Source organism: Halobiforma lacisalsi AJ5 (assembly GCF_000226975.2).
In the GTDB taxonomy this organism is placed as follows: Archaea; Halobacteriota; Halobacteria; order Halobacteriales; family Natrialbaceae; genus Natronobacterium; species Natronobacterium lacisalsi.
This window is the reverse complement of sequence record NZ_CP019285.1, coordinates 326415-350046: the sequence shown is the minus strand read 5'-3', so window position 1 is coordinate 350046 and position 23632 is coordinate 326415. Positions and strand designations below refer to the sequence as shown.

Here is a 23632-nt window from a genome sequence, read left to right as displayed (position 1 = left end):
CCCGACCGGGACTCGCGGGTGAGCCAGCGGTCCGACCCGTGGCGTGTCAGTACGACCGGTCGCGGACGAGAGCGGACGATGACGCGTTCGGATCGAGACCCTTACAGCCGCATCTCCCGTGTCTCGACGCCGTCACAGGACGGACAGACGAACTGGTACTGGACACGACTCCCCGTCGCCGTCACTCGCCATCCGGCCTCCGTGTCGCGGTAGCCACAGTGCCCGCACTCGACGGTCGACTCCTCGAACTTCTGGCGGAGCCGGTCGAAGGGTGATCGGTATGCTGACATATGTTACCGTATGACGCGCGAGGTAATAACGTTCAGGGTGCCGGAGCAAGCCGGGACCCCAATGGTTCTTGAAGCTTCCCTACCTATGGAGGCATATGAGTAATGCCGACGCGGAGCCCGGCGCGGGCGAGCCCAGTCGTTCGCCCGCGGCGGCTGCGCTCGACCACGTCGTCGATCCCGTCGTAGCCGTCGCTGACGGCCGGATCAGCTACGCGAACGGTGCCGCCCGACGGGTGTTCGGAATCCCCGAGACCGACCTCGAGAACGAGGGCGTCGCCGAAACGGACCCGGATTCCGTCCTCGAGGAGTGGGACCGACTCGAGGAGGCGATCAACGAGACGACCGTCGGGGCCGCACGGCGGGTCGACCTCGAGGTGGAAGGGTACGTCGCGCGAGTCCACCGCGACGCGGACGCGGCGACGATCGTGTTCCGGCCGGGCGACGACGTCGAGTCGACCGTGAGCGATCGCGTGATCAAAGACCGTGCGATCGACGAGGCGCCGGTCGGGATCTCGATCTCCGACCCCGACCGCGAGGACAATCCGCTGGTCTACATCAACGACGCGTATCAGGAGATCACCGGCTACAGCTACGACGACGTCGTCGGACGCAACTGCCGGCTCCTGCAGGGAGAAGACTCGAGCGAGGAGGCGATCGCTCGGATGGCGAAGGCCGTCGACGAGGACTATCCCGTCACCGTCGAGATCAAGAACTACCGCAAGGACGGCACCGAGTTCTGGAACGAGGTGACCATCGCGCCCGTCCGCAACGACGACGGCGAGGTCACGAACTACGTCGGCTTCCAGAACGACATCACCGCGCGCAAGGAGGCCGAACTCGCACTCGAGCGCCGAACCGAGGAACTCGAGTACATCCTCGACCGGGTCGAGGGACTCGTCCAGGACGTCACGGCCGCCGTCGCCGGCTCGACCGGCCGGGCGCAACTCGAGGAGGCAGTCTGTGACCGGATCGCCTCGGAGGAGGCCTACGAAGGGGCCTGGATCGGCGAGCGCAACCCCGCGACGGGAACGATCGAGGTTCGGACGAGCGCGGGCATCGACTCCGATCCGGAACCGATCCCGATCGACGCCGACCACCCGGCCGCGGCGACGCTCCCGAACCAGGCCGTCGCCGTCGGTACCGTCGACGGGACGACGGTGGCCGCGTTCCCGCTGTTCTACAACGACATCGAGTACGGCGTGCTGACGCTGCGCATCGAGGGCGATCGAGAGGTCGACGACCGGGAATCGGTGATCCTCTCGGCGCTCGCCCGCGCGGTCGCAAGCGGGGTCAACGCACGCGAGACCAGCCGCGTCCTCGAGACCGACGCGGTCGTCGCGGTCGAACTCGAGATCGAAGACGACGCCGTCGCCCCGGCCGCGCTCTCGGCCGACGCGGACTGTCATCTCGAGTACCGCCGTTCGGTCCACCGCTCGGGGGCCGACGGGACGGCCTCGATGTTCTCCGCGACGGGCGATCCCGCGGCGCTCGTCGACGCCGCCGCGGCCTACGAAGATCTCGACTGTCACGTGGTCGTCGAACGTGACGACGGCTGTCTGGTCGAACTCACCGGCGGCGACGATCCGGTCGGCTGGCTCTCGGAACGCGGCGTGCGCACCAAATCGGTCGAGGCCGAGGACGGCCGCGCGACCCTGACCCTCGAGATCCCGCGGTCCGCGAACGTCCGCTCGATCGTCGAGGCGGTCGAGGAGCGGTACGACCGGACCGACGTCCGCTCGTTCCGCCACCGCGACCGGGACGACGAGACCCGCCAGGAGTTCGCCGCCCGCCTCGAGAGCGACCTCACGGACCGGCAGTTCGTCGCGCTCCAGCGGGCGTACCTCGGCGGCTACTTCGAGTGGCCACGGCCGACGACCGGCGAGGAACTCGCCGACTCGATGGACGTCTCCCGGCCGACGTTCCACGAGCACCTGCGCTCCGCGGAGGGGAAGCTTTGCAGGGCGTTCTTTGAAGGAGAATAGGGCTGAATCCGTCGTTACCGGGGCTGTAGCCCCTCGTTAGCGGCACGAACCGTACCCGGCGTTTATACTGCAGGTCGTGATACCGACGTCTATGCTCGAGTACGCACTACCGCTTCAGGCCGGCGGCGAGTTCCTTTACTGGGCGATCGTGTTCTTCGTCCTCGCGATCGTCGCGGCGGCAGTCGGCGCGCGCGGGGTCGCCGGAATCTCCATGGAGATCGCCCGGATCTTCGTGCTCGTCTTCATCGTGCTCGCGATCGTTGCGCTGTTACTGTGAGCGCGGTCAAGACGGCGGGACAACGGGACACGGAACGGCGGGGCGGTGTCGGTAGAGCGGTCCCGACTCATCGATCGGAGCCGCTGTCCACCCGGTTCGTGCAGGACCAGTTACGATACGGCAGCACTTGCCCCGCCAAACGAGCAGGAAAAGCGGCAATCGCCTCCGGGATTTACCCGCCTCGAGTGTGTAACCAACATCGGTTACCTTGCGTTGGCAACCCCTAACACCCTGGAGACCGAAGATAAGGACGAGGCGTTACCATGACAGAACTCGGCGGTTTCCAGGACAGGGTCGCCCGCGTCGATCTCTCCGAGGGGTCGGTCGACTACGAGTCGATAGACGAGGAAGACGCGAAGAAATACATCGGGGCGCGCGGACTGGGGGTGAAGTACGTCTTCGAACAGGGGCCGGACGTGGATCCGCTCGGTCCCGACAACCTGCTTGCGTTCATGAACGGACCGCTGTCGGGCACGCAAGTGACGATGAGCGGCCGGATCGCGGTCTGTACCAAGTCGCCGCTGACCGGCACCGTTACCGACAGCCACCACGGCGGCTGGTCCGGCGCGCGCCTGAAGTGGGCCGGCTTCGACGGTCTGCTGTTCGAGGGCGAGGCCGACGACCCGGTCTACGCCGTCGTCGAGGACGGCGAGGTCGAACTGCGGGACGCCTCCCACGTCTGGGGCGAGGGCGTCCACCAGACCCGAGAGGCCCTCGAGGAGGAGGTCGAGGGGTCATACGGGAAGAACCTGAGCTTCATGGGGATCGGCCCCGGTGGGGAGAACGAGGTTCGCTACGCCTGTATCATCAACGAGGACGACCGTGCCTCGGGCCGCGGCGGTACGGGCTGTGTCATGGGGTCGAAGAACCTCAAGGCCATCGTCGTGAAATCCGGCACGAAGATGCCCCAGCCGGCCGATCCCGAGACGTTCAAGGAGGGCCACCAGCAGGCGATGCAGGCCATCCAGGAGTCCGACGTCACCGCGCCCAACGAGGGCGGGCTCTCGCAGTTCGGGACGAACGTCCTGATGAACATCACCGAGGAGATGTCCGGCCTGCCCACGCGAAACGGGAAGTACACCTCGACCCGGGACGCCCGGGAGGACGGCTTCGCGGGCGAGGAGTTCGACTCGGAGAAAGTCTCCGGCGAGAACGTCCGGGAGAACATCCTCGTCGATGAGCCGACCTGTCACTCCTGTCCCGTCGCCTGCAAGAAGGAGGTCGAAGTCCAGGCGATGCACAAAGGCGAGGAGATGAACGTCCGGATGGAGTCCTACGAGTTCGAGTCGGCGTACGCGCTCGGCCCGAACTCCGGCAACACCGAACGCGACGACGTCGCCGTGATGATCGACCGCTGTAACGACATGGGCGTCGACACCATCGACACCGGCAACATGATGGCGATGGCCATGGAGATGGCCGAGGAAGGCAAACTCGAGGCGGACCTGGACTGGGGCGACACCGAGACGATGATCGACCTCATCGAAAAGATCGCCTACCACGAGGGCGAACTCGCGGACCTTCTCGCCGAGGGGCCGAGCCGCGTCGCCGAGGCCCGAGACGCACAGGAGAACTCGCTGGCGGTGAAAGGCCAGACCATCGCGGCCTACGACCCACGCTGTATGAAGGGGATGGGGATCGGCTACGCCACCTCGAACCGCGGCGCGTGTCACCTGCGCGGCTACACGCCCGCCGCCGAAATCCTCGGCATTCCCGAGAAGGTCGATCCCTACGAGTGGGAAGGCAAAGGCGAGCTCACCGCGGAGTTCCAGGATCTGCACGCCATCAGCGACTCCTTCGACATCTGCAAGTTCAACGCCTTCGCAGAAGGTATCGAGGAGTACGTCCTGCAGTACAACGGCATGACCGGTCGCGACGTCTCCGAGGACGAACTGATGGAGGCCGGCGAACGCGTCTACAACCTCGAGCGGTACTACAACAACCTCAACGGGTTCGACGGCTCCGACGACTCGTTGCCCGAGCGGTTCCTCGAGGACGGCATCCCCGGCCAGGGTGCAAGCGAGGGCGAGTACTGCGAACTCGAGGAGATGAAAGCGGAGTACTACGACTACCGCGGCTGGGTCGACGGCGTCGTTCCCGACGAGAAACTCGACGAACTCGGGATCGAGGTCGGCCCCGGCACGGGCGTCAGTAGCGAAGGCGGCGCCGCGGCTCCCTCGGACGACTGATCGATCCCCGAGGACTCCGTCGACGCGGTCGGTCGATCGTCAGTTCTCCGTTTTTTACCGCCGTGGGCGACAGCAGCGGCTCGCGTCGTTCGCGAGGTCGGACAGCAGGAACGTTACTCGGACGACGGGAGATCTGTCCGGAATCAGAGAGCGGAGACCAAAGCAGAGAGCAAAGAGTAGATCGAATCCACCGGAAGTGCTCGAGACGTCCGCTACGACGGGCCCCGAGCCGCGCCGGTGATTGCAGCCGCGATCGCGATCGCGGTCGCGTCGAATCGCTCGACGCTCCTCAGTCGCCGGCGATCGGGGCCGCGGACCCGCTCTGACTCTCCGCTTTCGTCAACTCGAGTTCGACGCTGCCGTCGGCCAGGGAGACGACGACGTCGTCGAAACACGTCCGGTACTCGGTGGCGTGCTTGCCGGAGGTGTTGATCCGGACTTTCTCCTCGACGAGTCCGGCGTCGGTCAGTTTCTCGACCTTGCGGTAGGCGGTCGAGGTCGGAATGTCACACTGGTCCGAGAGTTCGGTCGCAGTCAGGGCCTCCTGGCTGGTCGCCTCGAGGATCGCCCGGCAGGCGTCGTCGTCCAGGGCCGAGAGCACGGTGCCGGCGTCGGCGGTTTCCTCTTCAGTGAGCCATCCTCGCGTCGCGTCTGGGTTCGTAGCGGACATCGTTCACTCTCTAGTATCCACCAGTCCCCCTCCAAATAAGTCCCAATAAATACAGGGCTCTTTATATGGGGTTGCCAGTATCGGCCGCGACAGCGCTCCTCTCCCACGATTTGTGGTATGCGATACCACGGGTCGAGCGACCGGACCACTCGATTCGACGGCACCGAGGACAGAGGGTTTACGGAGGAGGGCCCCCCATCGATAGCCGTACCATGACCTCGGGAATCCGCGCCGAGATCAGGATCGACGACCCGCCGTCCTGCACCGTCGCCGACGCCGCAGCGGACACGAGCGGGACGGTCCACTCGGTCTCGAAGAGCGTCGATCCCGGCGCGCCCGACCGCGTCGCCGAGGAGTTCCTGCTCGAGCCCGGGGAACCGGGCGACGCCCCGGACCGTAGGGATGACGGCGACCCCGAACTGACGGAGATTTTCTCCTACGGCTCGAGTTCCGTCTACCGTTTCGGCCGCGAACTCGGCCGTGGCTGTCCCTGCGAGATCGTCGAGGGGTTCGACTGTCCCGTCGTCGACGTGCGCGCGAACGGGTCGTCGCTGTACATCACGTTTCACGCCCCGGACATGCAGGGGCTGCAGGCGATCATCGGCGAACTCCAGCAGCAGTGTTCGACCATCGACGTCCAGCGGCTGCTCCAGTCCCAGCAGGACCACAGCGAACAGAATCTGGTGTTCGTCGACCGGAGCACGCTGACCGCGCGCCAGCTCGAGGTGCTCGAGACGGCCCACCGAATGGGGTACTTCGAACACCCGAAGCGGGCGAACGCCGGCGAGGTTGCCGACGAACTCGGGATCACGGGCACGACCTTCACGGAGCATCTCGCGGCGGCACAGACGAAACTCCTCGACGCGATTCTCGACCACGACGGAGGCGGTCGATAATTCATGGTTGAAGAAGTCTTCGGGAACTACTGGTTTCCGGAACCGAACCGCAATCCTATATATAACGGACGAACAGCTATGAACGTAGCCAGCCTACGTCTCTATCGGACTCGAACGAGCACGCCAGACCGAACACGAATTCCGACATGAGCAGATACGAATTCACCTGCCCGGAGTGCGGGCAAGAAATCGAAGTCAATGATTCGATGCGGGAAGCGACCCTGAACCACGGTTGTCCCGTCTGTGGTGCCGACGTGTCGCCGGCCGACTTCGCCGGTAAACAGCAGACGAACTAGTCGGCCGTCCGGTGACTCCCTCCGGGGTCGGTCTCCGTTCCCGTTCCCGCCTCTTACTGTCTCCGCTTCCGATCGCGTTCGATCCTCGACGTACCGGAGGACAGACGAGAGTTCGGCTTCGTCCAGTTTCCGATCCTCGTGGTCGTCCCCTTGGAACTCGGCCTACTTCTCTCGGTCGACGACCGTCCGCCGTCCCTCGAGCGTCTCGGGTGAGAGTCGATAGAGTTCGATATCCAGTTCGTCTTTCCCCTGTGCCCAGATTTCGAACAGCGGCCGTCTCGCGTCACCGTACTGGGCGATCTGGTCCGGTGTCAGCTCCCCCGGGGCGATGTTCTCGAGGGTTCCTTTGCCGATCACGCTCCGGTAGGTCGACCCGGACTCGTCGTAGATGACGAGTCGGCTCTCGGGCGTCGAGTCGAGGAACTCCCGTTTCTCGCTGTCCGGGGTCGAAACGAGTCGCATGTAGAAGTCCTGGTTCTCCTCGTCGTACCCGTACGAGATCGGGATGGAGTAAGGTTCGTTATCGCGCGCAAGGGAGAGGACGCCGGTCTCGTGCCGACTCAGAAAGTCGTCGATCTCCGCGTCGGTCATTTCGGTTTCTTGGTCGATAGCCATCGTCTCAGTGCTTTGCCAAAGGTGCAACACGATCTTTATAGTTTTGACCTTCCCTCGCAGCGTCGTCGACCGCGTTCGGACTGCGCGCCTCGGAAACAGCGGCGTTCGCGCGGACCGGCCCTCGAACGCGGGCGGTGAGCCGCGGACGGGCTCAGTCGCTATTCGCCGTCGGCATCCGGGGCGTCGACCCCCACGAGCACCGGCTCGCGGATCTCGAGCGAGGTCTCGAACTCGTCCTCGCGATCGGCGCGACGCCCGAGACGCAGGAGTTGCTCCTCGTGGGCGCGCCGAACCGCGGCGCGTTCGCGCCGGTCGAAACCGAGTTCCTCGCCGACGGTCTCCCAGTGGCCCCACTCGACGAGAAACGCCTCGAGTCGGTCGGCGTCCTCGTCCCCGTTGTCGGTGCCGGGCCCGGCGTACACCCGCTCGTACTCCCGACGGTACTGGTCGAGGTCGGCCTCGAGGGCGGTCTGGGCTCGTTCGACGAGATCCGGAAGACGGTCGGCAGGGACGCTCGCCTTCGCGGCGGTGAGCATGAGCACCTGCCCGTCGATCGGGACGTCGTTCACGGTTATCCACCCGCTCGCATCGCTTTCTGTGCGAAGTCGTCGACGAGCGACTCGAGAGCGTCCTCGTCGCCCTCGAAGACGACGGTGATCTCGGTCAGCGTCAGCGAGGGACCGATCTCGACGGTGTCGCTCGAGAACGTGGCCGTCCACTCGCCGTCCTCGTCCGCGACTGCGTCGTCGGCCACTCGTTCGCCGCCCAGGTTCGTCAGGTACCGCACCGTGAGCCGCTCGGAAATGCCGCGAAAGGAGCGCTCGACGCGAGTCGTCATACCCATCCTTGGGTTTCCGCGAGTAAATTCGTTCGCAAGGAGGCCAGCAACGTCACCGATCTCACGGGAACGGCAGGCCGGCGCCGGCCGCGAGCGCCCGAAACGCCACCACCGAGAACACGCCGGCACAGAGGGCAAACAGGATGTTCTCGGTGCGCCACATGACGCCGAGCACGACGGCGCGGCGGCCGCCCACTCGGGCGGCCCGCCAGCAGCGAGTTCCGGGCCGAGGAGGGCGATCACGATCGCGCCGGGCAACACGGAGAGCCCGGCCTCGAGTCGGTCACCCAGTTCGACCTGTCGGACGAGCCAGATCCCGCCGACTTTCGTGAGGACCGTGACGGCGGCCATCGCGAGGATGACGGCGACGACGGGCGGATCCAGCGACAGGGCGCCGTTAGTCATCGTACCGAATCACCTCGACGGCCGCGGCGACCAGTCCGCCCAGCAGGATGTACCACCGGCCCGGGAGGAACTCGGCGGCGACGACGGCGGTCCCGAGCGCGACAACCCAGGGACCGAGCGTCGACCGCCCCTCCCACAACTCGGCCGCGAGCGCGACGAAGACGGCCGCGAGGATGAAGTCGAACCCGTACTGGGTCGGATCACCGACGAGACCGCCGGCGACCGCGCCGAGGATCGTCGCGCCGACCCAGAAGAGCCAGATCGCGATCCCGCTCCCGAGCAGGAACGCACCCCGTGCGTTCCCGGCCCGCAGGTCCCGCATCGTCAGCGCCCAGTTCTCGTCGGCCATGAAGTAGAGGCTCCCGTAGACTTTCGCGGGAGAGAGCCGCTCGAACCACGGCTGCAGCGCCGCCCCCATCAGCGAGTACCGAAGGTTGATCGCGAACACGGTGAAGACGATGGTCGCGGCCGGGAGCGGATCGGCCCACAGTTCCACGGCGACGATCTGGGACGCACCCGCGAGGACGGTCCCGCTCATCAACGCCGCTTCGGCGACGCTCAGCCCGACCTGGCTGGCGAGCACGCCGAAAGCGATACCGTAGCCGCCGACCCCGAGCGCGACCGGAAGGCAGTTGAGAAAGCCGGCCCGGAGCCCGTCCCACCCGAACGTGATTCGGTCGGGGTCGGGATCAGGGTCGGGATCGGGAGCAGAAGCGGACTCGCGCTCGAGTTCGGCCCCCGAATCGACGGCGGTCGCCGGATCGAGCCCCGCGCCGCCGTCGCGAGCGTCTTCATCGGTCCCGCTCGGCCGCTCGAGGTCGTCGGACGATTCGCCAGGTTCGGAGTCGAGATCCATCGAGGGTCTACGTCACCCTCCAGCGCTCGAGGCGTAAATCGTTCCCGAAACCGCCGGCGGGCGAGGGGGAGACGTCGGCCGCGGCCCCAGTTAGCGCCCGTCGCAGCCGCCTGCAACCGGCGGGAACACCGATACGACGTCGCCGTCCTCGAGTTCCGTCTCGGGGCCCTCCATGTGGGTCACGTCACGGCCGTTCTTGAGCACGCTCAACTGGCCCCGGATCGCGCCGTCGCTGAGCAGTTGCCCCTCTAGCCCCTCGTACTCCGACTCGAGGGTCGCGAGTACCTCGCCGACGGTCACGTTCCCGCTGAACTCCCGCGTGTATTCCTTCTGGCCGACGGCCTCGCGAAAGGTCGCGAAGAATCGCAGGTCGATCTCCATAGCTGAGAGTCGTCGTCGGTCGACATAATACGGACGGTCAGCGAAGGGGTTACGACGCGGACGCGGCCGGCGAGGTAGTGTAGGAGATCGACTCCACCTCCGCGCGCTCGAGGGCGTCGTCGATCGCGTTCGCCCCGATTTCGACCGCCCGGTCGGCGTCGTCGGCCGTAACCGTCACCGTGACCGCGAACCCGACGGTGATGGTATAGGGATCGAAGGGACCGGCCGGGTGCTCGTACACTTCGGCTCCGTCGACCGTCCAGTCGGCGATCGTTCCCTCGTCGGTCAGTCGCTCGAGCGTCTCGGTCAGTTCCGCGGTCGCCTCGTCGCGGGCGGTCGTATCGCTTCCCTCGTGTAGCGTGACGAGGGTGGTTCCCTCGCGTGAGACGGCAAACTCCGTGTCGCGCTCCATACCGTTCACTGACACTGAATGGATTTGAACCCTTGGGAGGAAATCGCGCGGTGTGAACCCACATGGCCCTCGAACGACCACGCGAGTGTCGGCCGTCGACTTATCGGTCCCTATACCGGATTCGAACTCGAGAATGACTCCTACTCGTGAGCGGCGACAGGAGCGAGCGACGCGTCGACGACTGCTCGGGACCGCGGGCGCGGTGCTGTCGACGGTCGTCCTCGCCGGCTGCGGCGGCCCGGGTGAAGAAGGAGGCGGCGAGGACGACGATGGGGTCCAGCCCGAAGGCGAGGAGGGCGAGACCGAATCCGAGGAAGGTACCGGCAACGGTCAGGACATGGCCGAAGAGGAAGAAGAGGAAGACGCCGGAATGGGCGAAGACGAGGAGGACGACGAGGACGACAGCTAGGCTCCTACGGAGAGAATCGGCGGGACGATCCGCCTTTGTACTGCTTTTTCGGAGGAACGTCGCGGTCCATTCCCGTTCCCGTTCCCGTTCCCGTTCCCGTTCCCGTTCCCGTTCCCGTTCCCGTTCCCGTTCCCGTTCCCGTTCCCGTTCCCGTTCCCGTTCCCGTTCCCGTTCTCGAGCCGATACCCACCTGTCGCCCGCCCAATGGCTCGCCTCGAAAACCTGTCCGGGTCGGGGTCGCCTACGGCGTCGTAACGACCGCATACACGGTTCGATACAACGTATATGGCGCCCCTTCTCGCGTATGCCACCGCTTACAGAAGCGGTAGGGTCGATGATCATGTGGGCAGGTACGCGACCGTGCTCGCTCGAGTTCGATGCGAGACGGTTGCCCCGTTGCGACGTGGTGACCGCAGCCCGACCGCCGTTCGGACGGTCCCGATTTCCGTCTCGAGGGTCGGTTGCGTCGGGGTTCCTGAGTGCCCTATCTCGGAGCTGGTGCTATCGGCGTCGGTTCTCCTGTCCCGATCCGTCGAAAACGGCGCCCGGAGCGATGCTATACGTCGACGTACTGGTCGACCCACTCCTGGCGACGCTGAAGAACGCGACGGCCTTTCGGCGTGAGCGCGTAATAGTTCGTCCGCCGGTCGAGTTGCCCCTTCTCGACGAGTTCCTTCTCGACGAGCGTGTCGAGATTCGGATACAGTCGGCCGTGGGTTACCGGCTGGTCGATGTATCGATTGATGTCGTCGAGAATCTCCTGTCCGGACGGTCGATCTTTTCCTGCGATGACGTACAGCAAGTCACGCTGAAACCCTGTTAGCTGGTCCATGGATCACTCTCTGAATATCGACGTTCATCGATTCGTGGCTTTGTTATAGAGCTGATACGACGATCGTGTTGCTCGGAACGCGGCACGTAGGCCCAGAACGGGCTCCTTGGGAGGATCGAAAGGGGGCTCGAACCGGGACGGGGCGCTTTTCACGAGCCCCGTTCTACGGCGGGTATGAGCGACCGACTCGCCTGGGAAACCGGGGACCGACGAGTAGCGTACACGTGTCCCGGCTTCGACGTCGTTAACGAATCCGTTCGGCTTCCGGACGGGACCGAAACCGAGTTCGATTACGTCTCCGAACCGGCGAGCGTCTGCGTGTTGCCCTTTACGCCCGATGGCGACGTCGTCTGCATCGAGGAGTGGCGACAGGCCGTCAACCGCGTCAGTCACGGCCTGCCGGTCGGCGGCGTCGAACCCGCCGACGCCGACCTCGAGGCCGCGGCCCACCGCGAACTCGCCGAGGAGACGGGCCACGAGGCCGAGCGGCTGGAGCCGCTCGTGACCGTCGAACCCGCAAACGGCATCGCCGACTCCGTCATGCATTTCTTCGTCGCGTCCGGCTGTCGCCCGACCGCCGAGCAGGACTTAGACCACAACGAGAGCATCCGCGTCCGGCAACGGGCGTTCGACGACCTCCTCGCGGCGGTACGCGACGGCGAGATTCGCGACGGGCGGACGGTGCTCGCCGTGGCGTACTATCGGCTGCTCGAGGAGTAGCGACCGGAAAAGGAAATGCGGAATCGCTCGAGTTAGCCCCCGGTCGGCGGGTGACCGCCGACCGCTCGCCCGGGGGGTGAACTTCGGATCGATGCGAGGGACCGGCAGGGTGCCGGTGGCTGTCGGCCTACGTCGGGAGGGCGATCGAAGGTTCTTCGTCGTCGTTCGTGGCGTCTTCGTCCCCGTCGGTACCGGTGTCGGTATCGTTCCCGCCTTCGCTTTCGTCGGTCTCGTCGCCGGCGAGTTGCTCGAGCTCCTGGGTGTCCTCGAAGGTGACCGTCGCGGCGTTGGCGTCTTCGATCGAGATCGACGTCGCGGACGCCTGTGAGACGGTTTCGCCGTCCTGGCCGGTCTCGGTGTCGGCGGTAGCGTCGTCGGTCGCCTCCTCGTCTTCCTGGGTACCGGCGTCGGTTTCGTTCCCGTCTTCGGTTTCCGTTTCGTCGGTCTCCCCGGTCTCCTGGGCGTCTTCGCCGTCTTCGGTTTCCGTTTCGTCGGTCTCCCCGGTCTCCTGGGCGTCTTCGCCGTCTTCGGCTTCCTCCAGCGAGTCGATCGTCATCGACTCGATCGTGATCTCCTCGACGTCGAACTGCTCGATGGTGAGTTCGCCTATCTCCTCGCTGGTCGTTTCGTTGTCCTCGGTTTGGTCGGCTTGATCGGCGCCGGCGTCTTCGTCGGTTTCGTTCCCGTCTTCGGTCTCCTGGGTGTCTTCCTCGGTTTCGTCGGTCCCGTCTTCCTCGTCGCCGCCGTCGAACAGCCCGCTGATGAAGTCGCCGATCTGACTCAGGATCCCGCCGTCCTCGACCTCGAGGTCGTCGATGGTCATTCGCTCGACGTCCATCGTCTCGATGGTGAGTTCCTCGACGGTGAGTTCGTCCGCGTTCTCGTCGATTAACTGTTGGCCGCCGTCCGTTTCGTCGGTTTGACCCGTCTCCTCGTCGTCTCCGCCTTCAGGGTCATCCTCGGTCTCGTTCGTATCGGCGGCGCCGCCTTCGTCCAGTTCGAGTTCCTCGATCGAGACGTTCTGGAACTCGAGTTCTTCGATCTCGATGTTCGAGAACGTCACGTCCTGGGCGGTCTCGTTGCCATCCGTTTCGTTGCCGTCCTCGGTGGCGTTTTCGTCGTCATCGGCGGTCTCGTTCTGGGTCTCCTGATCGATCTCTTCCTGAAGATCCTCGGACTGGACCTCGAACTCCTCGACGTTGAGTTCCTCGATGGTGACGTTCTCGACCGTCACATCCTCGAGTTCGAGTGTCCCGACCTGTACGTTCTCGAGTGTCGCGCTCGTGCTCATGTCTCCGGCGTCGTCCGTCGTGTCCGTGGCCGCGCCGGCGAGGGCAGGCCCCGACAGCGCAACCGCGAGTACGACGAACAGGACGCCGAGTTTCTGTGGTCGTGAAACCATGCGCTGGGGGCTACAGCCGTCTCCCGGCTAAAACGAGCCGACCGTTTCGGGATTAGCTCACGGATTCGAAGCGACCTCTCGGAGAAACCGCAAGTTGGAATCGCGGCGCGGATTCTAATCAGCCGTTCATACTCTCCGGTCCGCCGACGGTCCCCGTTCCCGGCACGGAGCCGGAACTCGTCCGGAATCGGGGTTGTGCTTGCGTTGGCCGCCGTCTTATCGAAACAGCCGTGGAACGAGATTTTACTGCTGTTTACGGTTCTCGCCGACGCCTCGCTCGAGGGTTCGACGAGCGATAGACAGGTCCGCTGTTCGGTCTCGAGCGGTACCAGGGTCGGCACGAAAAGAAACTCGTTGTGAACCGCTCGATGCGGTCTTCGCTCGGTTCGACGTCGAACGGGCGCCGGTAGGTGTGATCAGTTCAGGGCGCCGATCGACGGCTGGTCGTCCTCTTCGTCGTCGGTATCGTCGGTGTCGTCGTCCGTCTCCTCGTCTCCGAGGTCGTCTAGGCCGTCTGCTTCGCCGATAGTGAACGACTCGGCGGTCGCGTCGCCGATGTCGATCGACGTCGCGGAGACCTCGGAGATGGTCTCCCCGTCGTCGCTCTCCTCGTCAGTTTCGTCGGATCCGTCGTCGACGCTGTCGTCCATCCCGTCGTCGGACTCGTTGTCCTCCTCGAGGGCGTCGGCTTCGTCCTCGACGACGCCGTTCTCTTCGTCCTCGGCCTCGAGTTCGTCGTCGTCCTCGGCGTCGACCGACTCGACGGTCATCGAATCGATCGTGACCTCCTCGACGTCGAACTGCTCGATGGTGAGTTCCTCGAGGCGTTCCTCTCCAGTGTCGCTCTCGTTGTCTTCGTTCTCCTCGGTCTCGTCGTCTTCGGGTGCGTCCTCGGTATCGAGTTCGTTCCCGGCTTCTTCGTCGCTCTCGTTGTCTTCGTTCTCCTCGGTTTCGTCGCTCGTCTCGTTGGTGTCTTCGGCCTCGTCGCTCCCGTCGTCTTCGACGGTCAACTCGTCGATCGTCAACTGATCGACGTCCATGGACTCGATGGTAAGGTCCTCGATGGTGACCTCATCGGCGTCCTCATCGATCAACTCGAGTTCGTCGTCGGTCCCGGATTCGTTTTCGTCGTTTTCGTCGACGCCGTTTTCGTTGTCGTCCATCCCGTTGGCGTCATCGTCTTCAGCCATCTCGTCTTCAGCCATCTCGTCGTCCGTCTCGTTCTCCTCGAGTTCGAGTTCCTCGAGGGTCACGTCCTCGAGTTCGAGGTGCTCGATCTCGATGTCGGAGAGGGAGACCTGCGTGTCGTCGGTGTCGTTGTCGCTCTCGCTGTCGTCGGACTCGCCGTCCGCAACCCCGTCACCGTCGTCGACGAGTTTCTGAAGTTCGTCCTCGTCGGCGTCGAGTTCTTCGACGTTTAGCTCCTCGATCGTCGCGTTCTCGACGGTGACGTTGTCGAGTTCCAGTGTGTCTACCTGTACGCCTTCGAGCGTCGCGCCCATGTCTCCGGAGTCGTCGGGTGTGGACGTCGCACCTGCCAGGGCCGGTCCCGACAGGGCAATCATCATCGCGATCACGACGACTCCGAGTGTCTGTGGTCGTGAAACCATGCAGGCCGACCTACCGGCAGTCCCGGAGTAAAGCGGAGCGACTGTTACGGGATTATCCCAGGGACAACTTCCGAGAGAACGGCGGCGAGAAACGGTAATACCGGCTTCACGCCGTCGGATACCGACACACTCATTGGGTTCGATAGAACGGGGGTCCCTCGAGCGGAATTTCCCTTCTGCTTGCGTTCGCTGCCGGGTATCCCCCTTACGGAGAACGGAATCCTTACCGCCATGGTCGGTAATACACGGTCGATGCGCGAGTGCTTCGAACTCAGGGACGTCGACGCCGGCGGCCGGATCGGCGAACTCACCGTCCCGCGAGCCGACGTCACGGTCGAAACCCCGGCCCTCCTGCCGGTGATCAACCCCAATCTGGACACGATCAGTCCCCGCCGACTCGCCGAGGAGTTCGGCGCGGAGATCCTCATCACCAACTCCTACATCATCCACGGCACGGAGGATGTCCGCGAGCAAGCCCTCGAGGAGGGGCTCCACGACATGCTCGATTTCCCGGGCGCGATCATGACCGACTCCGGCTCCTTCCAGCTCTCGGAGTACGGCGACATCGACGTCACGACCGAGGAGATCCTCGAGTTCCAGCGCGAGATCGGCTCCGACATCGGGACGCCCGTCGACATCCCGACGCCGCCGGACGTCTCCCGCGAACGCGCGGCGGAGGAACTCGAGACGACCCAGGAGCGGCTCGAGGTCGCCGAAGGGGTCGACACCGGCGACATGCTCGTCTCCGCGCCGGTCCAGGGGTCGACGTACCCCGACCTACGCGAGGAGGCGGGTCGCCACGCCGACGCCACGGATCTGGACGTCTTCCCCGTCGGCGCGGTCGTCCCGCTGATGAACGACTACCGGTACGACGACATGGTCGACGTCGTCGCCGCCTCGAAACGCGGGCTTGGCGCGGACGCGCCAGTCCACCTGTTCGGCGCCGGCCACCCCATGATGTTCGCGCTCGGGGTCGCGATGGGCTGTGACCTGTTCGACTCCGCGGCCTACGCCCTCTACGCGCGCGACGACCGCTATCTCACCGTCCGCGGCACCCGACAGCTCGAGGACCTCGACTATTTCCCCTGTTCCTGTCCCGTCTGTGCCGAGCACTCGCCCGACGACCTCCTCGCGCTGTCCGACCGGGAGCGCGAGGAGGAACTGGCCGCCCACAATCTCCACGTCACCTTCGAGGAGATCCGCCGGATCAAACAGGCGATCCGTGCGGGGAACCTCCTCGAGTTGGTCGAACAGCGCGCCCGCGCCCACCCGGCGATGCTCGACGGCTACCGGGCGCTGCTCGACCACGCGGCCCAGCTCGAGTCGTCCGATCCCGTCTCGAAGGGCTCGTTCTTCTACACGTCCCACGAGAGCGCACGCCGCCCCGAAGTGCTGCGCCACCACGAGCGCCTCGAGCGGCTCGCAGTACCGGACTCGCTGTTCCTCACGGAGGGCGAGCCGGCACGCGGCGACGAGTTCGAGGCGTCCTGGCGCGTCGAGCCTCCCTTCGGGCCGTTCCCCCGGGCGCTCTCGAAGAGCTACCCGCTGACGGCCGAAGTACCGGAGCGGACCGACCGCGCGGCCCTCGAGGCCGCCGCGGAAGGCGTCGCCCGCCTCGTCGCGGCAAACCCCGAGACCGAGGTGACGCTCGGCCACCGTGGCTGGCCCGCGGACGTGCTCGAGGCCGTGCCGGAGGACGTCGATCTGGTCGACCTAACCGTCGAGGGCGACTGACGCCGGGCTCGCCGAACCACAACAGCAAAGGGGCGAGCGTCCCCGGTTCGGGACATGCTCGGGGTAGCGTCGCTCGCGCTCGGCGGGGTCGTGCTGGTGTTGTTCGCCGCGTGGATCGCCGGCCGACTCCGCGGCCGAGTGTCGGGTTCGGCGGATCGCCGGGAGTCCTACGAGCGCCACCGCGAGGCCCAGGGGCGGGAGCCGCCGGTCGACCTCGGCGACGTCGAACGCGTCGCCGTCGAGGAGTTCACCGAACACCACTCCGGCGAACGACAGGCCGTCGCGAAGGTCGAGGGGTTCGTCGTCTTCGTCGAGGACCTCCCCCGGGGACTCGAGGTCGGCGACGTGATCGAGATCGAGATCCTCTCGTTCAACCGCGGACACACGTCCGCGACCGCGCGATATCGCAGCCGAGCGTAGCTTTCGTTTTCACCCCGAGATCGAGACGAACGTCGCCCCGATCACCACGAGAACTGCCGCGGCGACCACCCGCAAGCTGACCCGCTCGAGGTGACTCGGGAGCAACAGTACGGAGAGGACGACGACTAACAGTGGCGTCAGCTGGAGGAACGGCATGACGATCACGACGGGCGCGACCTCGAGGGCGGCGAAGTACGCGAGGAAGCCGACGGTCGTGGCGACGCCGGCCCCGACGTACCACCTCACTTCCGGGCCGGAGCGGCGCACGCGCCGGACCGACTCGCCGACCCCGAGATAGCCGACGAAGCCGACGGTCGCGGTCCCGGCCATGACGACGATCCCGGGCAGTACCGCGGTGCCGTCGGCCAGCCCGATCGAGACGAAGATCGGTTCGATCCCGATCGAGACGGCCGCCACGAGCGGCAGGAGAAGCGTCGCACCGACCTCCCGAAGCGACCGGTCCGGCCCCGTCGACGCGGCGGTGTCCCAGGAGACGACGGCCAGGCCGGCGACGATCAGGACGATGCCGGTGAGGTGGACGCCGGTCAGCCGCTCCCCGAGGAAGACCACGGCGAAGACCGTCGCGAAGAAGACGTTCGAGGCGACGATCGGCGAGGTCAGGTTCGCGCCGATCGCTTTAATGCTCCGGAACATCGCCACTCGAGCGACGAACATTCCTGCGACGCCGGCCGCGGCAAACGAGAGCGCGGAGACGGGGGTGTACAGGTCGACGTAGGGCGGCGGGTACAGCACCAAAAGCGGCGGGACGAGCAGCGCGACGTTACATAGCAGGACGACCAACACGGCGTCGATCACGTCGCCGTCCTCGGTCCCCAGGCGAACGCAGAGGAACTGGCCCGCGAAGCCGACGGCACCGACGGTCGCGAGCGCGATCCCCAGCGCCGATTCGGAGAGGCCGACCTCGAGGCCCGCCAACGCGGGCGTCGTCGGGATCGACGCCAGGGGACGGGGGTGTAGCATGGTCCCCGGTTTCGATGCTGGGGAAATAACCGCTCCGGAACCGGCACTGAGCCGACACCGAACCGCTCCCACACCGGGTTCACACCGGCCCGGCGACGGCCGACCGACAGCCTCTTTCGCTCGCCACCACCCATATCTGGTATGACCGAGCACTTCGAAGTACACGAGCGCGACGGGGCCGCCCGCGTCGGCGAGTTGCGACTCGCCGACTCCCGGACGACCCCCGCGCTCGTCGACGACCTCCTCGAGGATGCGGGCTCGCTCTGGTCGAGCGACCGCGACGTCCCCGAGGGTGACGAGTCGACACTCACCGTCCTCCCCCACCGGGCGTTCCCCGGCGGCACCGCCGAGGAGGTCCAGGAGTCGTTCGCGGTCGACTATCCCGACGTCGACTACCCGAGCGTCGCCGTCGTCTCGAGCGATCACGTCGAGGCGCAGGGAACGGACGCCTACGCCGTCTCGGACGTGCAGTCCGCGATCGGCCACGGCGCGGCGCTGGTCGAGGCCGTCGTGAACGTCCGCGAGTCGATTCCGGCCGACACAGCCCTCCTGTTCTCGGGCGTCGCGACGCCCCGGAACGTCGCGCTGCTGGCGTACGCGGGGGTCGACTGCTTCGACGCGACCGCGGCCGTCGTCAAGGGAACGGAGGGCCGCTATCTCACGACCGACGAAGCGTACTTCCTCGAGGACCTCGACGAGTTGCCCTGCTCCTGTCCCGCCTGCCAGCAGCCCCGCGAGGAGTTCACCCGCGAGGACTGCGCCGAGCACAACCGCCACGCCCTCGAGTCCGAACTGACGATCGTCCGCCGACGGATCCGCGACGGCCGCCTTCGGGACTACCTCGAGGGGCAGGCCCGCCACGACCAGTGGCTCACCGCCGCCATGCGCGAACTCGACGACCAGTGGGGCTACCTCGAGGAACGGACGCCGATCCTCCGGGACGCACAGATCTCGGCGGCGACCGAGGACACCATGCGGCGCGTCGAGATCCAGCGGTTCGCCGACCGCGTGACGACGCGATATCGTAACCGGTTCTCGAACCCGCTCGTGCTCGTCCCCTGTTCGGCGACGAAACCCTACAGCGAGTCCCAGAGCCACCGCCAGTTCCACGACGTCATCCAGTGGCGCGCCCACCTCGTCTCGATGACCAGCCCCATCGGCGTCGTTCCACAGGAACTCGAGACGACCTACCCGGCCCAGCACTACGACACCGTCGTCACCGGCCGCTGGTCCGAAGACGAGAAGGAGTTCGTCGGCGAGGTGCTGCGTCGCTACCTCGAGCGCAACGCCGACACCTACCCGTACGTCGTCGCACACGTCCCCGACGAGGGGTACCGCGACATCGTCGAGCGGGTCGAGGAGTCGTGGGAGGGTGACGACGACCTCGACGTCACCTACACCGTCCCCGAGGGCGGCCACCCCACCGACGACGAATCCCTCTCGAACCTGGGCGATGCGCTGTCGGGCGAGTTGAAGTACTCCAAGCGCGAGCGCGAACACAACACCGTCCGCGCCATCGCGGACTACCTGCTCGGCGACGGCGCGGGCGACGACCTCTTCGAGGAAATTCGGACGACCAGCCGCTACCCCAAGATCCAGGTTCGCGACCGCGAGGAGACGCAACTGGCGACGATGGTGCCCCAGTACGGAACGCTCTCCTTTACGCTCGAGGGGGCGAAACGCTGGGTCGACAGCGACGCGCCGGTCAAGCGGGTCGAAATCGACGGCTTCGTGCCCCACGGCAGCGTCCTCGCGCCGGGGGTCGTCGACGCCGACGAAGACATTCGGGTGGGCGACGAGGTCGTCGTCGAAGGACCGAACGCCTTCGCCGTGGGCCGTGCCGAAATGTTCGGCCGCGAGATGGCCGAGAGCACGCGCGGGGTCGCCTGCCAGGTCCGTCACGTCGAGGAGAAGTAGTCGCGTTACGGGCCCGAACACTCCTTGAGCAGGTGTTCGCGGTACGTCGCCGACGGCACCTCCTCGCCACAGATCGCACACTCACGGCGCTCGGCTCGCCGTTCTGCCGCTGGATCGTCGGTCGGTTCTCCGTCCCGCTCGATGTCGGCCTCGCCGTTCCCTTCGCGGCTCGATTCCGTTTTTCCACCGTGCTCGTCCTCGAGCACACGCCCGTTTTCGGTCTCGTCCTCGCTCACGGTCGGTGTTCGCCCTCGCGGCCCGTCGTCGTTTCGACCGACGGCCGGACGAGGAGAGCTAGACTTTTCGTCCGGCAGAACTGAGACATCGGCCACGTTGAACGAGGGCTCGGGGTCGAACCCGTCGAATCCCCGTCGCCGTCTCGAGACGCCGCCAGTCGCGGGATCCGACCGGTCCGGAACCGCGATATACCGGCGCATCGCGTATTCGTTTTATCTCCTCGCGAAGCCTATATTACTCGATGAATTCGATTACACCTGACACTGACGTCGACGCTTCGAACGGCTACTCCGTCTCGCGCGGATGGCGGACGCTCGCGATCGCGGGCGGGGTCGTCGCGCTCCTCGGTCTCGTCGCCATGGCCTTGCCGCTCGCGACCGGGATCTCGCTGGCGGTCGGACTCGGCGCGCTCCTGGTCGTCAGCGGCGTGGTTCACGGCGGCCACGCCGTCACCGCTCGAGGGTGGCGCGGTTCGCTCTGGCAGATCGCGCTCGCCGTCGTCTCGGTCGTCGCCGGGATCGTCGTACTCGCGAACCCGATCGTCGGACTCACGAGCCTAACGCTCCTGCTGGTCGCGTACCTGCTGGTCGACGGCGTCGCGGAACTGTGGATGGCGATGCGGTTGCGCGACCAACCCGGACGGCTCTCGATCGCAGCCAGCGGAGGACTCTCGCTCGTCCTCGCCGGCCTCCTCTGGGCCGGCTTCCCGGCGGACGCGGCGTGGGCGATCGGTCTCCTCGTGGGCGTCGCTCTCTTCGCGACCGGCGTCTCGATGAGTGCCGTGGCGGTTTCGGGCCGCCGTACCGACGAATCGACCCCGCCCGCGGGTGAACCGCGCGGCGCGTAGGCTGTTTTTTAGCGATTCGAGTCGTCCCTCTTTTCTCGAGCGACCGCTCCGGGTCGAACGACTGTTCCGTCGAGTCCCGACCGGCCGCCGTGGACCGCTCGAGTCGACCTCGCGCCCGTCCGCGGCTGGACCGCGATCGACGCGCCCGCTGATGGCGAAAGCCGAGGTCGGTAGCCGGTCGGAGACGGTCACTCCTCGCCGAGAACCGAATCGAAGAACTTCCGCTCGGCCGTCCGGAGGTGCTGGTTGAACGTCGCGGGCGAGATACCGAGGCGTTCGGCGATATCCTCGCCGGTACTCTCGCGCGGCCAGTCGAAGTACCCCGCGAAGTAGGCCGTCTCGAGGGCGGCCCGCTGTTTTTCCGTGAGGTCACCCTCGAGAACGGTCGTCGGATTCGATTCCGAGTGGTCGCCCCGTTCAGTGGTCCGCTGGGCGAGGTAGGTGGCATCGGGGCGCTGGTCCTTGATGAGTTCGATCAACTGGCGGGTGTCCCGGCCGCGGGGGAGTTCGACGATGAACCGGAACTCCCCGTCCTCGATGGTGGCGGACTTGATGCGTCCGCCGTAGGTCGCGATGGTGTCGAAAAGCTCGACGGCGGCCGGCGAGAGCAGTTCGAACTCGAACTCGTCGCGCCTGACCGAGAGGAATCGGACGTCCTCGATCCCGTTCGTCTCCTCGACGGCCTCCTGGAACCGCTCCTCGGAAACGCCCTCGGCCGATCCGTAGGCCAGCAGCGTATCGTCACCGTGGACGAGCTGTTCGAACTCGACCCGACACGACTCCGTCGCCGAGAGCTCGACCACCTCCTCGGCCATCCCTTTGATTCGGAACTCGAGTTCGATGACGGCGTCGCTGACGAGCGCGTCGCGGCGTTCGATGGCCGTGATCGCGTGGGCGACGACGTCCCCGATCCGCGAAAGGATCGTCGTGACCGGACTCGTGAAGGCGCGACGCGACGCCGAGTAGACCAGTAACACGCCATAGACGAGGTCCTCGTGGATGATCGGAATCCCGGCGACGGAGCGGAACCCCCGTTTGCGGGCTTCCGCTCGCCAGGGTTCGAATTCGGGGTCGGTCTCGACGTCGTTGCACACCTGTACTTCCCCGGTACGGATCGCCTGCCCCGCCGGTCCCTTGCCGACGTCCGCCCCGTCGTCGGTGCTCATCTCGACGGACTCGAGGTAGCCGTCCTCCTCGCCGGCCGCCGCCTTCGGAACGATGTTGTCGCTCCCGGGGTTGACCGCCCCCATCCACGCGAAGTGGTAGGCGTCGTCCGCGACGAGCCGGTCACAGACCTCCTGTTCGAGTTCCGCCCGGGTCTCGGTCGTGATCACCGCGTGGGTGATGTCGTGACCGATCCGATTGAGACGGTTGAGCGTCTCGAGTTGCTCGCGCTGGCGGCGGCGTTCGCGCTCCTGGAGCGCCCGTTCGATCGCGTGGTGAATCGTTCGCACCAGGAGTTCGCTCGTTACTTCGTCTTTCACGAGGAAGTCCTGGGCACCGCGCTGGATCGCCTGGACGCCGACTCCCTGATCCCGGACTCCAGTCAACACCACGATCGGCGTCGTGTCGGCCTCGTCGTCGACGGTATCGAGCGTCTCGAGACCGCTGCTGTCCGGCAGGTTGAGGTCGAGCAACACCACGTCGACCGTCTCGTTCTCGAGGGACTCGAGGCCGTCCTCGAGCCGGCTTTCGCGGGTGATGTCGGGTTTCGTTCCGGAGGTCTCGGTCGGATCGATCCGCTGTGTGAGTTCCTCCGTGTCCCGGAGCATCTCCTCGATGAGCCGCGCGTCGCCGGGGTTGTCCTCGATAAGGAGGATCTCGAGGGTATCGTCGCGTCCCTGGGGGTCCTCCCGTTCTCGAACGTGGTCGTCTTCGTCTCGGTCTCGGTCTCGGTCTTGGTCGTCCGTCGCTGTACCTCGATTGCGTTCGATCGGTGTATCGGGTTCGCTCATGATTCCTCGACCTCCGAAGGCAGATGGACGACCGTGAACCAGAACTCCTCGAAGGCACGGATCGTCTCGATGAACTCGTCAGGATCGACCGGCTTCGTCAGGTAAGCGTTGGCATGGAGTTCGTACGAGCGGACGATGTCCTCTTCCGCCCGGGAACTCGTCAACACGATCACCGGGATCGTACGAAGCTCCGGATCGTCCTTGAGCTCCGTCAGAACCTCTTCTCCGCTCGCCCGCGGCAGATTGAGATCGAGCAACACGAGATCCGGCCGCGGCGCGTCCTCGTACTCGCCGCGTTGCTCGAGGAACTCGAGGGCTTCGGCACCGTCGGAGACGACGTAGAGATCGCTCTCGATCCGGGCCGCTTCGAACGCCTCCCGGGTCAGCCGGACGTCTCCGGGGTTGTCCTCGACCAACAGGATCCGTGCCGGCTCGGGACCACTCGAGTACATCTCTGTCAT

At 65.9% G+C, this 23632-nt stretch carries 26 protein-coding genes and 1 pseudogene; 11 read left to right on the top strand and 16 right to left on the bottom strand.

The features are described 5' to 3' along the window. Positions 1-101 precede the first annotated feature (101 nt). Entirely contained in the window at positions 102-290 is a 189-nt protein-coding gene (locus tag CHINAEXTREME_RS01570; RefSeq protein ID WP_007142265.1) for an HVO_0649 family zinc finger protein, read from the bottom strand. A gap of 95 nt (positions 291-385) precedes the next feature. Here CHINAEXTREME_RS01570 and CHINAEXTREME_RS01565 point away from each other — a divergent pair, with 95 nt between their 5' ends. The 3 genes from CHINAEXTREME_RS01565 to CHINAEXTREME_RS01555 all read left to right on the top strand — a co-directional run bounded on the left by CHINAEXTREME_RS01565 (position 386) and on the right by CHINAEXTREME_RS01555 (position 4738). Next, positions 386-2272, top strand: a complete 1887-nt coding sequence (locus tag CHINAEXTREME_RS01565) for a bacterio-opsin activator domain-containing protein (protein WP_007142266.1) — start codon at positions 386-388, stop codon at positions 2270-2272. Positions 2273-2363: 91 nt separating this feature from the next. Further along, the gene (locus tag CHINAEXTREME_RS01560) at positions 2364-2549 is read left to right on the top strand and encodes a DUF1328 family protein (RefSeq protein WP_007142267.1); all 186 of its coding nucleotides are present in this window, start codon (positions 2364-2366) and stop codon (positions 2547-2549) included. Positions 2550-2812: 263 nt separating this feature from the next. Next, positions 2813-4738, top strand: a complete 1926-nt coding sequence (locus CHINAEXTREME_RS01555) for an aldehyde ferredoxin oxidoreductase family protein (protein ID WP_007142268.1) — start codon at positions 2813-2815, stop codon at positions 4736-4738. Between the two features lie 289 nt (positions 4739-5027). Here CHINAEXTREME_RS01555 and CHINAEXTREME_RS01550 read toward each other — a convergent pair whose 3' ends face one another. Then, a complete protein-coding gene (locus CHINAEXTREME_RS01550; RefSeq protein WP_007142269.1) occupies positions 5028-5408 on the bottom strand; it encodes a winged helix-turn-helix domain-containing protein in 381 nt (126 codons plus the stop codon). Positions 5409-5620: 212 nt separating this feature from the next. Between CHINAEXTREME_RS01550 and CHINAEXTREME_RS01545 the strand changes: the two genes are divergently transcribed. Together CHINAEXTREME_RS01545 and CHINAEXTREME_RS01540 are read left to right on the top strand one after the other, a co-directional pair. Next, positions 5621-6304: a helix-turn-helix domain-containing protein gene (locus tag CHINAEXTREME_RS01545; RefSeq protein WP_007142270.1), complete on the top strand. Its 684-nt coding sequence runs from the start codon at positions 5621-5623 to the stop codon at positions 6302-6304. A 146-nt stretch (positions 6305-6450) separates the two neighbouring features. Next, positions 6451-6600, top strand: a complete 150-nt coding sequence (locus tag CHINAEXTREME_RS01540) for a DUF7560 family zinc ribbon protein (RefSeq protein WP_044961508.1) — start codon at positions 6451-6453, stop codon at positions 6598-6600. Between the two features lie 162 nt (positions 6601-6762). Here the strand turns inward: CHINAEXTREME_RS01540 and CHINAEXTREME_RS01535 are convergent, their stop codons facing one another. The 7 genes and pseudogenes from CHINAEXTREME_RS01535 to CHINAEXTREME_RS01505 form a co-directional block, all read right to left on the bottom strand. Continuing rightward, positions 6763-7215, bottom strand: coding sequence for a pyridoxamine 5'-phosphate oxidase family protein (locus CHINAEXTREME_RS01535; RefSeq protein WP_029601471.1), 453 nt, complete (start codon positions 7213-7215; stop codon positions 6763-6765). A gap of 158 nt (positions 7216-7373) precedes the next feature. Beyond that, complete coding sequence (locus CHINAEXTREME_RS01530; RefSeq protein WP_007142273.1) at positions 7374-7784, bottom strand: hypothetical protein; 411 nt, start codon at positions 7782-7784, stop codon at positions 7374-7376. Positions 7785-7786: 2 nt separating this feature from the next. Further along, a complete protein-coding gene (locus CHINAEXTREME_RS01525; RefSeq protein WP_029601472.1) occupies positions 7787-8053 on the bottom strand; it encodes a hypothetical protein in 267 nt (88 codons plus the stop codon). 61 nt (positions 8054-8114) lie between these two features. Then, positions 8115-8458, bottom strand: a pseudogene (locus CHINAEXTREME_RS01520) (AzlD family protein). Further along, positions 8451-9314, bottom strand: coding sequence for an AzlC family ABC transporter permease (locus tag CHINAEXTREME_RS01515; RefSeq protein ID WP_007142276.1), 864 nt, complete (start codon positions 9312-9314; stop codon positions 8451-8453). The pseudogene CHINAEXTREME_RS01520 and the gene CHINAEXTREME_RS01515 overlap by 8 nt, the downstream one beginning before the upstream one ends. Positions 9315-9404: 90 nt before the next feature. Continuing rightward, on the bottom strand, positions 9405-9695 hold the full coding sequence (locus CHINAEXTREME_RS01510; protein ID WP_007142277.1) for a ubiquitin-like small modifier protein 1: 291 nt from the start codon (positions 9693-9695) through the stop codon (positions 9405-9407). 49 nt (positions 9696-9744) lie between these two features. Next, positions 9745-10107, bottom strand: a complete 363-nt coding sequence (locus CHINAEXTREME_RS01505; protein WP_007142278.1) for a hypothetical protein — start codon at positions 10105-10107, stop codon at positions 9745-9747. Between the two features lie 133 nt (positions 10108-10240). Here CHINAEXTREME_RS01505 and CHINAEXTREME_RS01500 point away from each other — a divergent pair, with 133 nt between their 5' ends. Next, positions 10241-10516 (top strand): hypothetical protein, encoded by a 276-nt coding sequence (locus tag CHINAEXTREME_RS01500; protein ID WP_007142279.1) that lies wholly within the window; start codon positions 10241-10243, stop codon positions 10514-10516. A 556-nt stretch (positions 10517-11072) separates the two neighbouring features. Here CHINAEXTREME_RS01500 and CHINAEXTREME_RS01495 read toward each other — a convergent pair. Further along, on the bottom strand, positions 11073-11348 hold the full coding sequence (locus CHINAEXTREME_RS01495) for a PadR family transcriptional regulator (protein ID WP_006089028.1): 276 nt from the start codon (positions 11346-11348) through the stop codon (positions 11073-11075). Between the two features lie 174 nt (positions 11349-11522). Between CHINAEXTREME_RS01495 and CHINAEXTREME_RS01490 the strand changes: the two genes are divergently transcribed. Then, positions 11523-12068 (top strand): NUDIX hydrolase, encoded by a 546-nt coding sequence (locus tag CHINAEXTREME_RS01490; protein WP_007142280.1) that lies wholly within the window; start codon positions 11523-11525, stop codon positions 12066-12068. A 127-nt stretch (positions 12069-12195) separates the two neighbouring features. On the opposite strand, the gene CHINAEXTREME_RS01485 is transcribed toward CHINAEXTREME_RS01490, so the two are convergent. Together CHINAEXTREME_RS01485 and CHINAEXTREME_RS01480 are read right to left on the bottom strand one after the other, a co-directional pair. After that, complete coding sequence (locus CHINAEXTREME_RS01485; protein ID WP_007142281.1) at positions 12196-13470, bottom strand: midas domain-containing protein; 1275 nt, start codon at positions 13468-13470, stop codon at positions 12196-12198. A 416-nt stretch (positions 13471-13886) separates the two neighbouring features. Then, positions 13887-15080 (bottom strand): hypothetical protein, encoded by a 1194-nt coding sequence (locus CHINAEXTREME_RS01480; RefSeq protein WP_010546478.1) that lies wholly within the window; start codon positions 15078-15080, stop codon positions 13887-13889. 252 nt (positions 15081-15332) lie between these two features. On the opposite strand from CHINAEXTREME_RS01480, the gene tgtA reads away from it, so the two are divergent. After that, a complete protein-coding gene (tgtA, locus tag CHINAEXTREME_RS01475) occupies positions 15333-16814 on the top strand; it encodes a tRNA guanosine(15) transglycosylase TgtA (RefSeq protein WP_007142283.1) in 1482 nt (493 codons plus the stop codon). A gap of 54 nt (positions 16815-16868) precedes the next feature. Beyond that, on the top strand, positions 16869-17234 hold the full coding sequence (locus tag CHINAEXTREME_RS01470; RefSeq protein WP_007142284.1) for a TRAM domain-containing protein: 366 nt from the start codon (positions 16869-16871) through the stop codon (positions 17232-17234). 9 nt (positions 17235-17243) lie between these two features. Here the strand turns inward: CHINAEXTREME_RS01470 and CHINAEXTREME_RS01465 are convergent, their stop codons facing one another. Continuing rightward, positions 17244-18215: a DMT family transporter gene (locus tag CHINAEXTREME_RS01465; protein ID WP_007142285.1), complete on the bottom strand. Its 972-nt coding sequence runs from the start codon at positions 18213-18215 to the stop codon at positions 17244-17246. A 141-nt stretch (positions 18216-18356) separates the two neighbouring features. Here CHINAEXTREME_RS01465 and arcS point away from each other — a divergent pair, with 141 nt between their 5' ends. Next, a complete protein-coding gene (gene arcS, locus CHINAEXTREME_RS01460; RefSeq protein ID WP_007142286.1) occupies positions 18357-20132 on the top strand; it encodes an archaeosine synthase subunit alpha in 1776 nt (591 codons plus the stop codon). Positions 20133-20137: 5 nt separating this feature from the next. Here the strand turns inward: arcS and CHINAEXTREME_RS22110 are convergent, their stop codons facing one another. After that, a complete protein-coding gene (locus tag CHINAEXTREME_RS22110; protein WP_238593332.1) occupies positions 20138-20368 on the bottom strand; it encodes a hypothetical protein in 231 nt (76 codons plus the stop codon). A gap of 242 nt (positions 20369-20610) precedes the next feature. Between CHINAEXTREME_RS22110 and CHINAEXTREME_RS01450 the strand changes: the two genes are divergently transcribed. Further along, positions 20611-21216, top strand: a complete 606-nt coding sequence (locus tag CHINAEXTREME_RS01450) for an HdeD family acid-resistance protein (RefSeq protein ID WP_007142288.1) — start codon at positions 20611-20613, stop codon at positions 21214-21216. A 188-nt stretch (positions 21217-21404) separates the two neighbouring features. On the opposite strand, the gene CHINAEXTREME_RS01445 is transcribed toward CHINAEXTREME_RS01450, so the two are convergent. Both CHINAEXTREME_RS01445 and CHINAEXTREME_RS01440 read right to left on the bottom strand, forming a co-directional pair. Beyond that, entirely contained in the window at positions 21405-23171 is a 1767-nt protein-coding gene (locus CHINAEXTREME_RS01445) for a bacterio-opsin activator domain-containing protein (protein WP_007142289.1), read from the bottom strand. Further along, positions 23168-23632: a response regulator gene (locus CHINAEXTREME_RS01440; RefSeq protein WP_007142290.1), complete on the bottom strand. Its 465-nt coding sequence runs from the start codon at positions 23630-23632 to the stop codon at positions 23168-23170. The genes CHINAEXTREME_RS01445 and CHINAEXTREME_RS01440 overlap by 4 nt, the downstream gene beginning before the upstream one ends.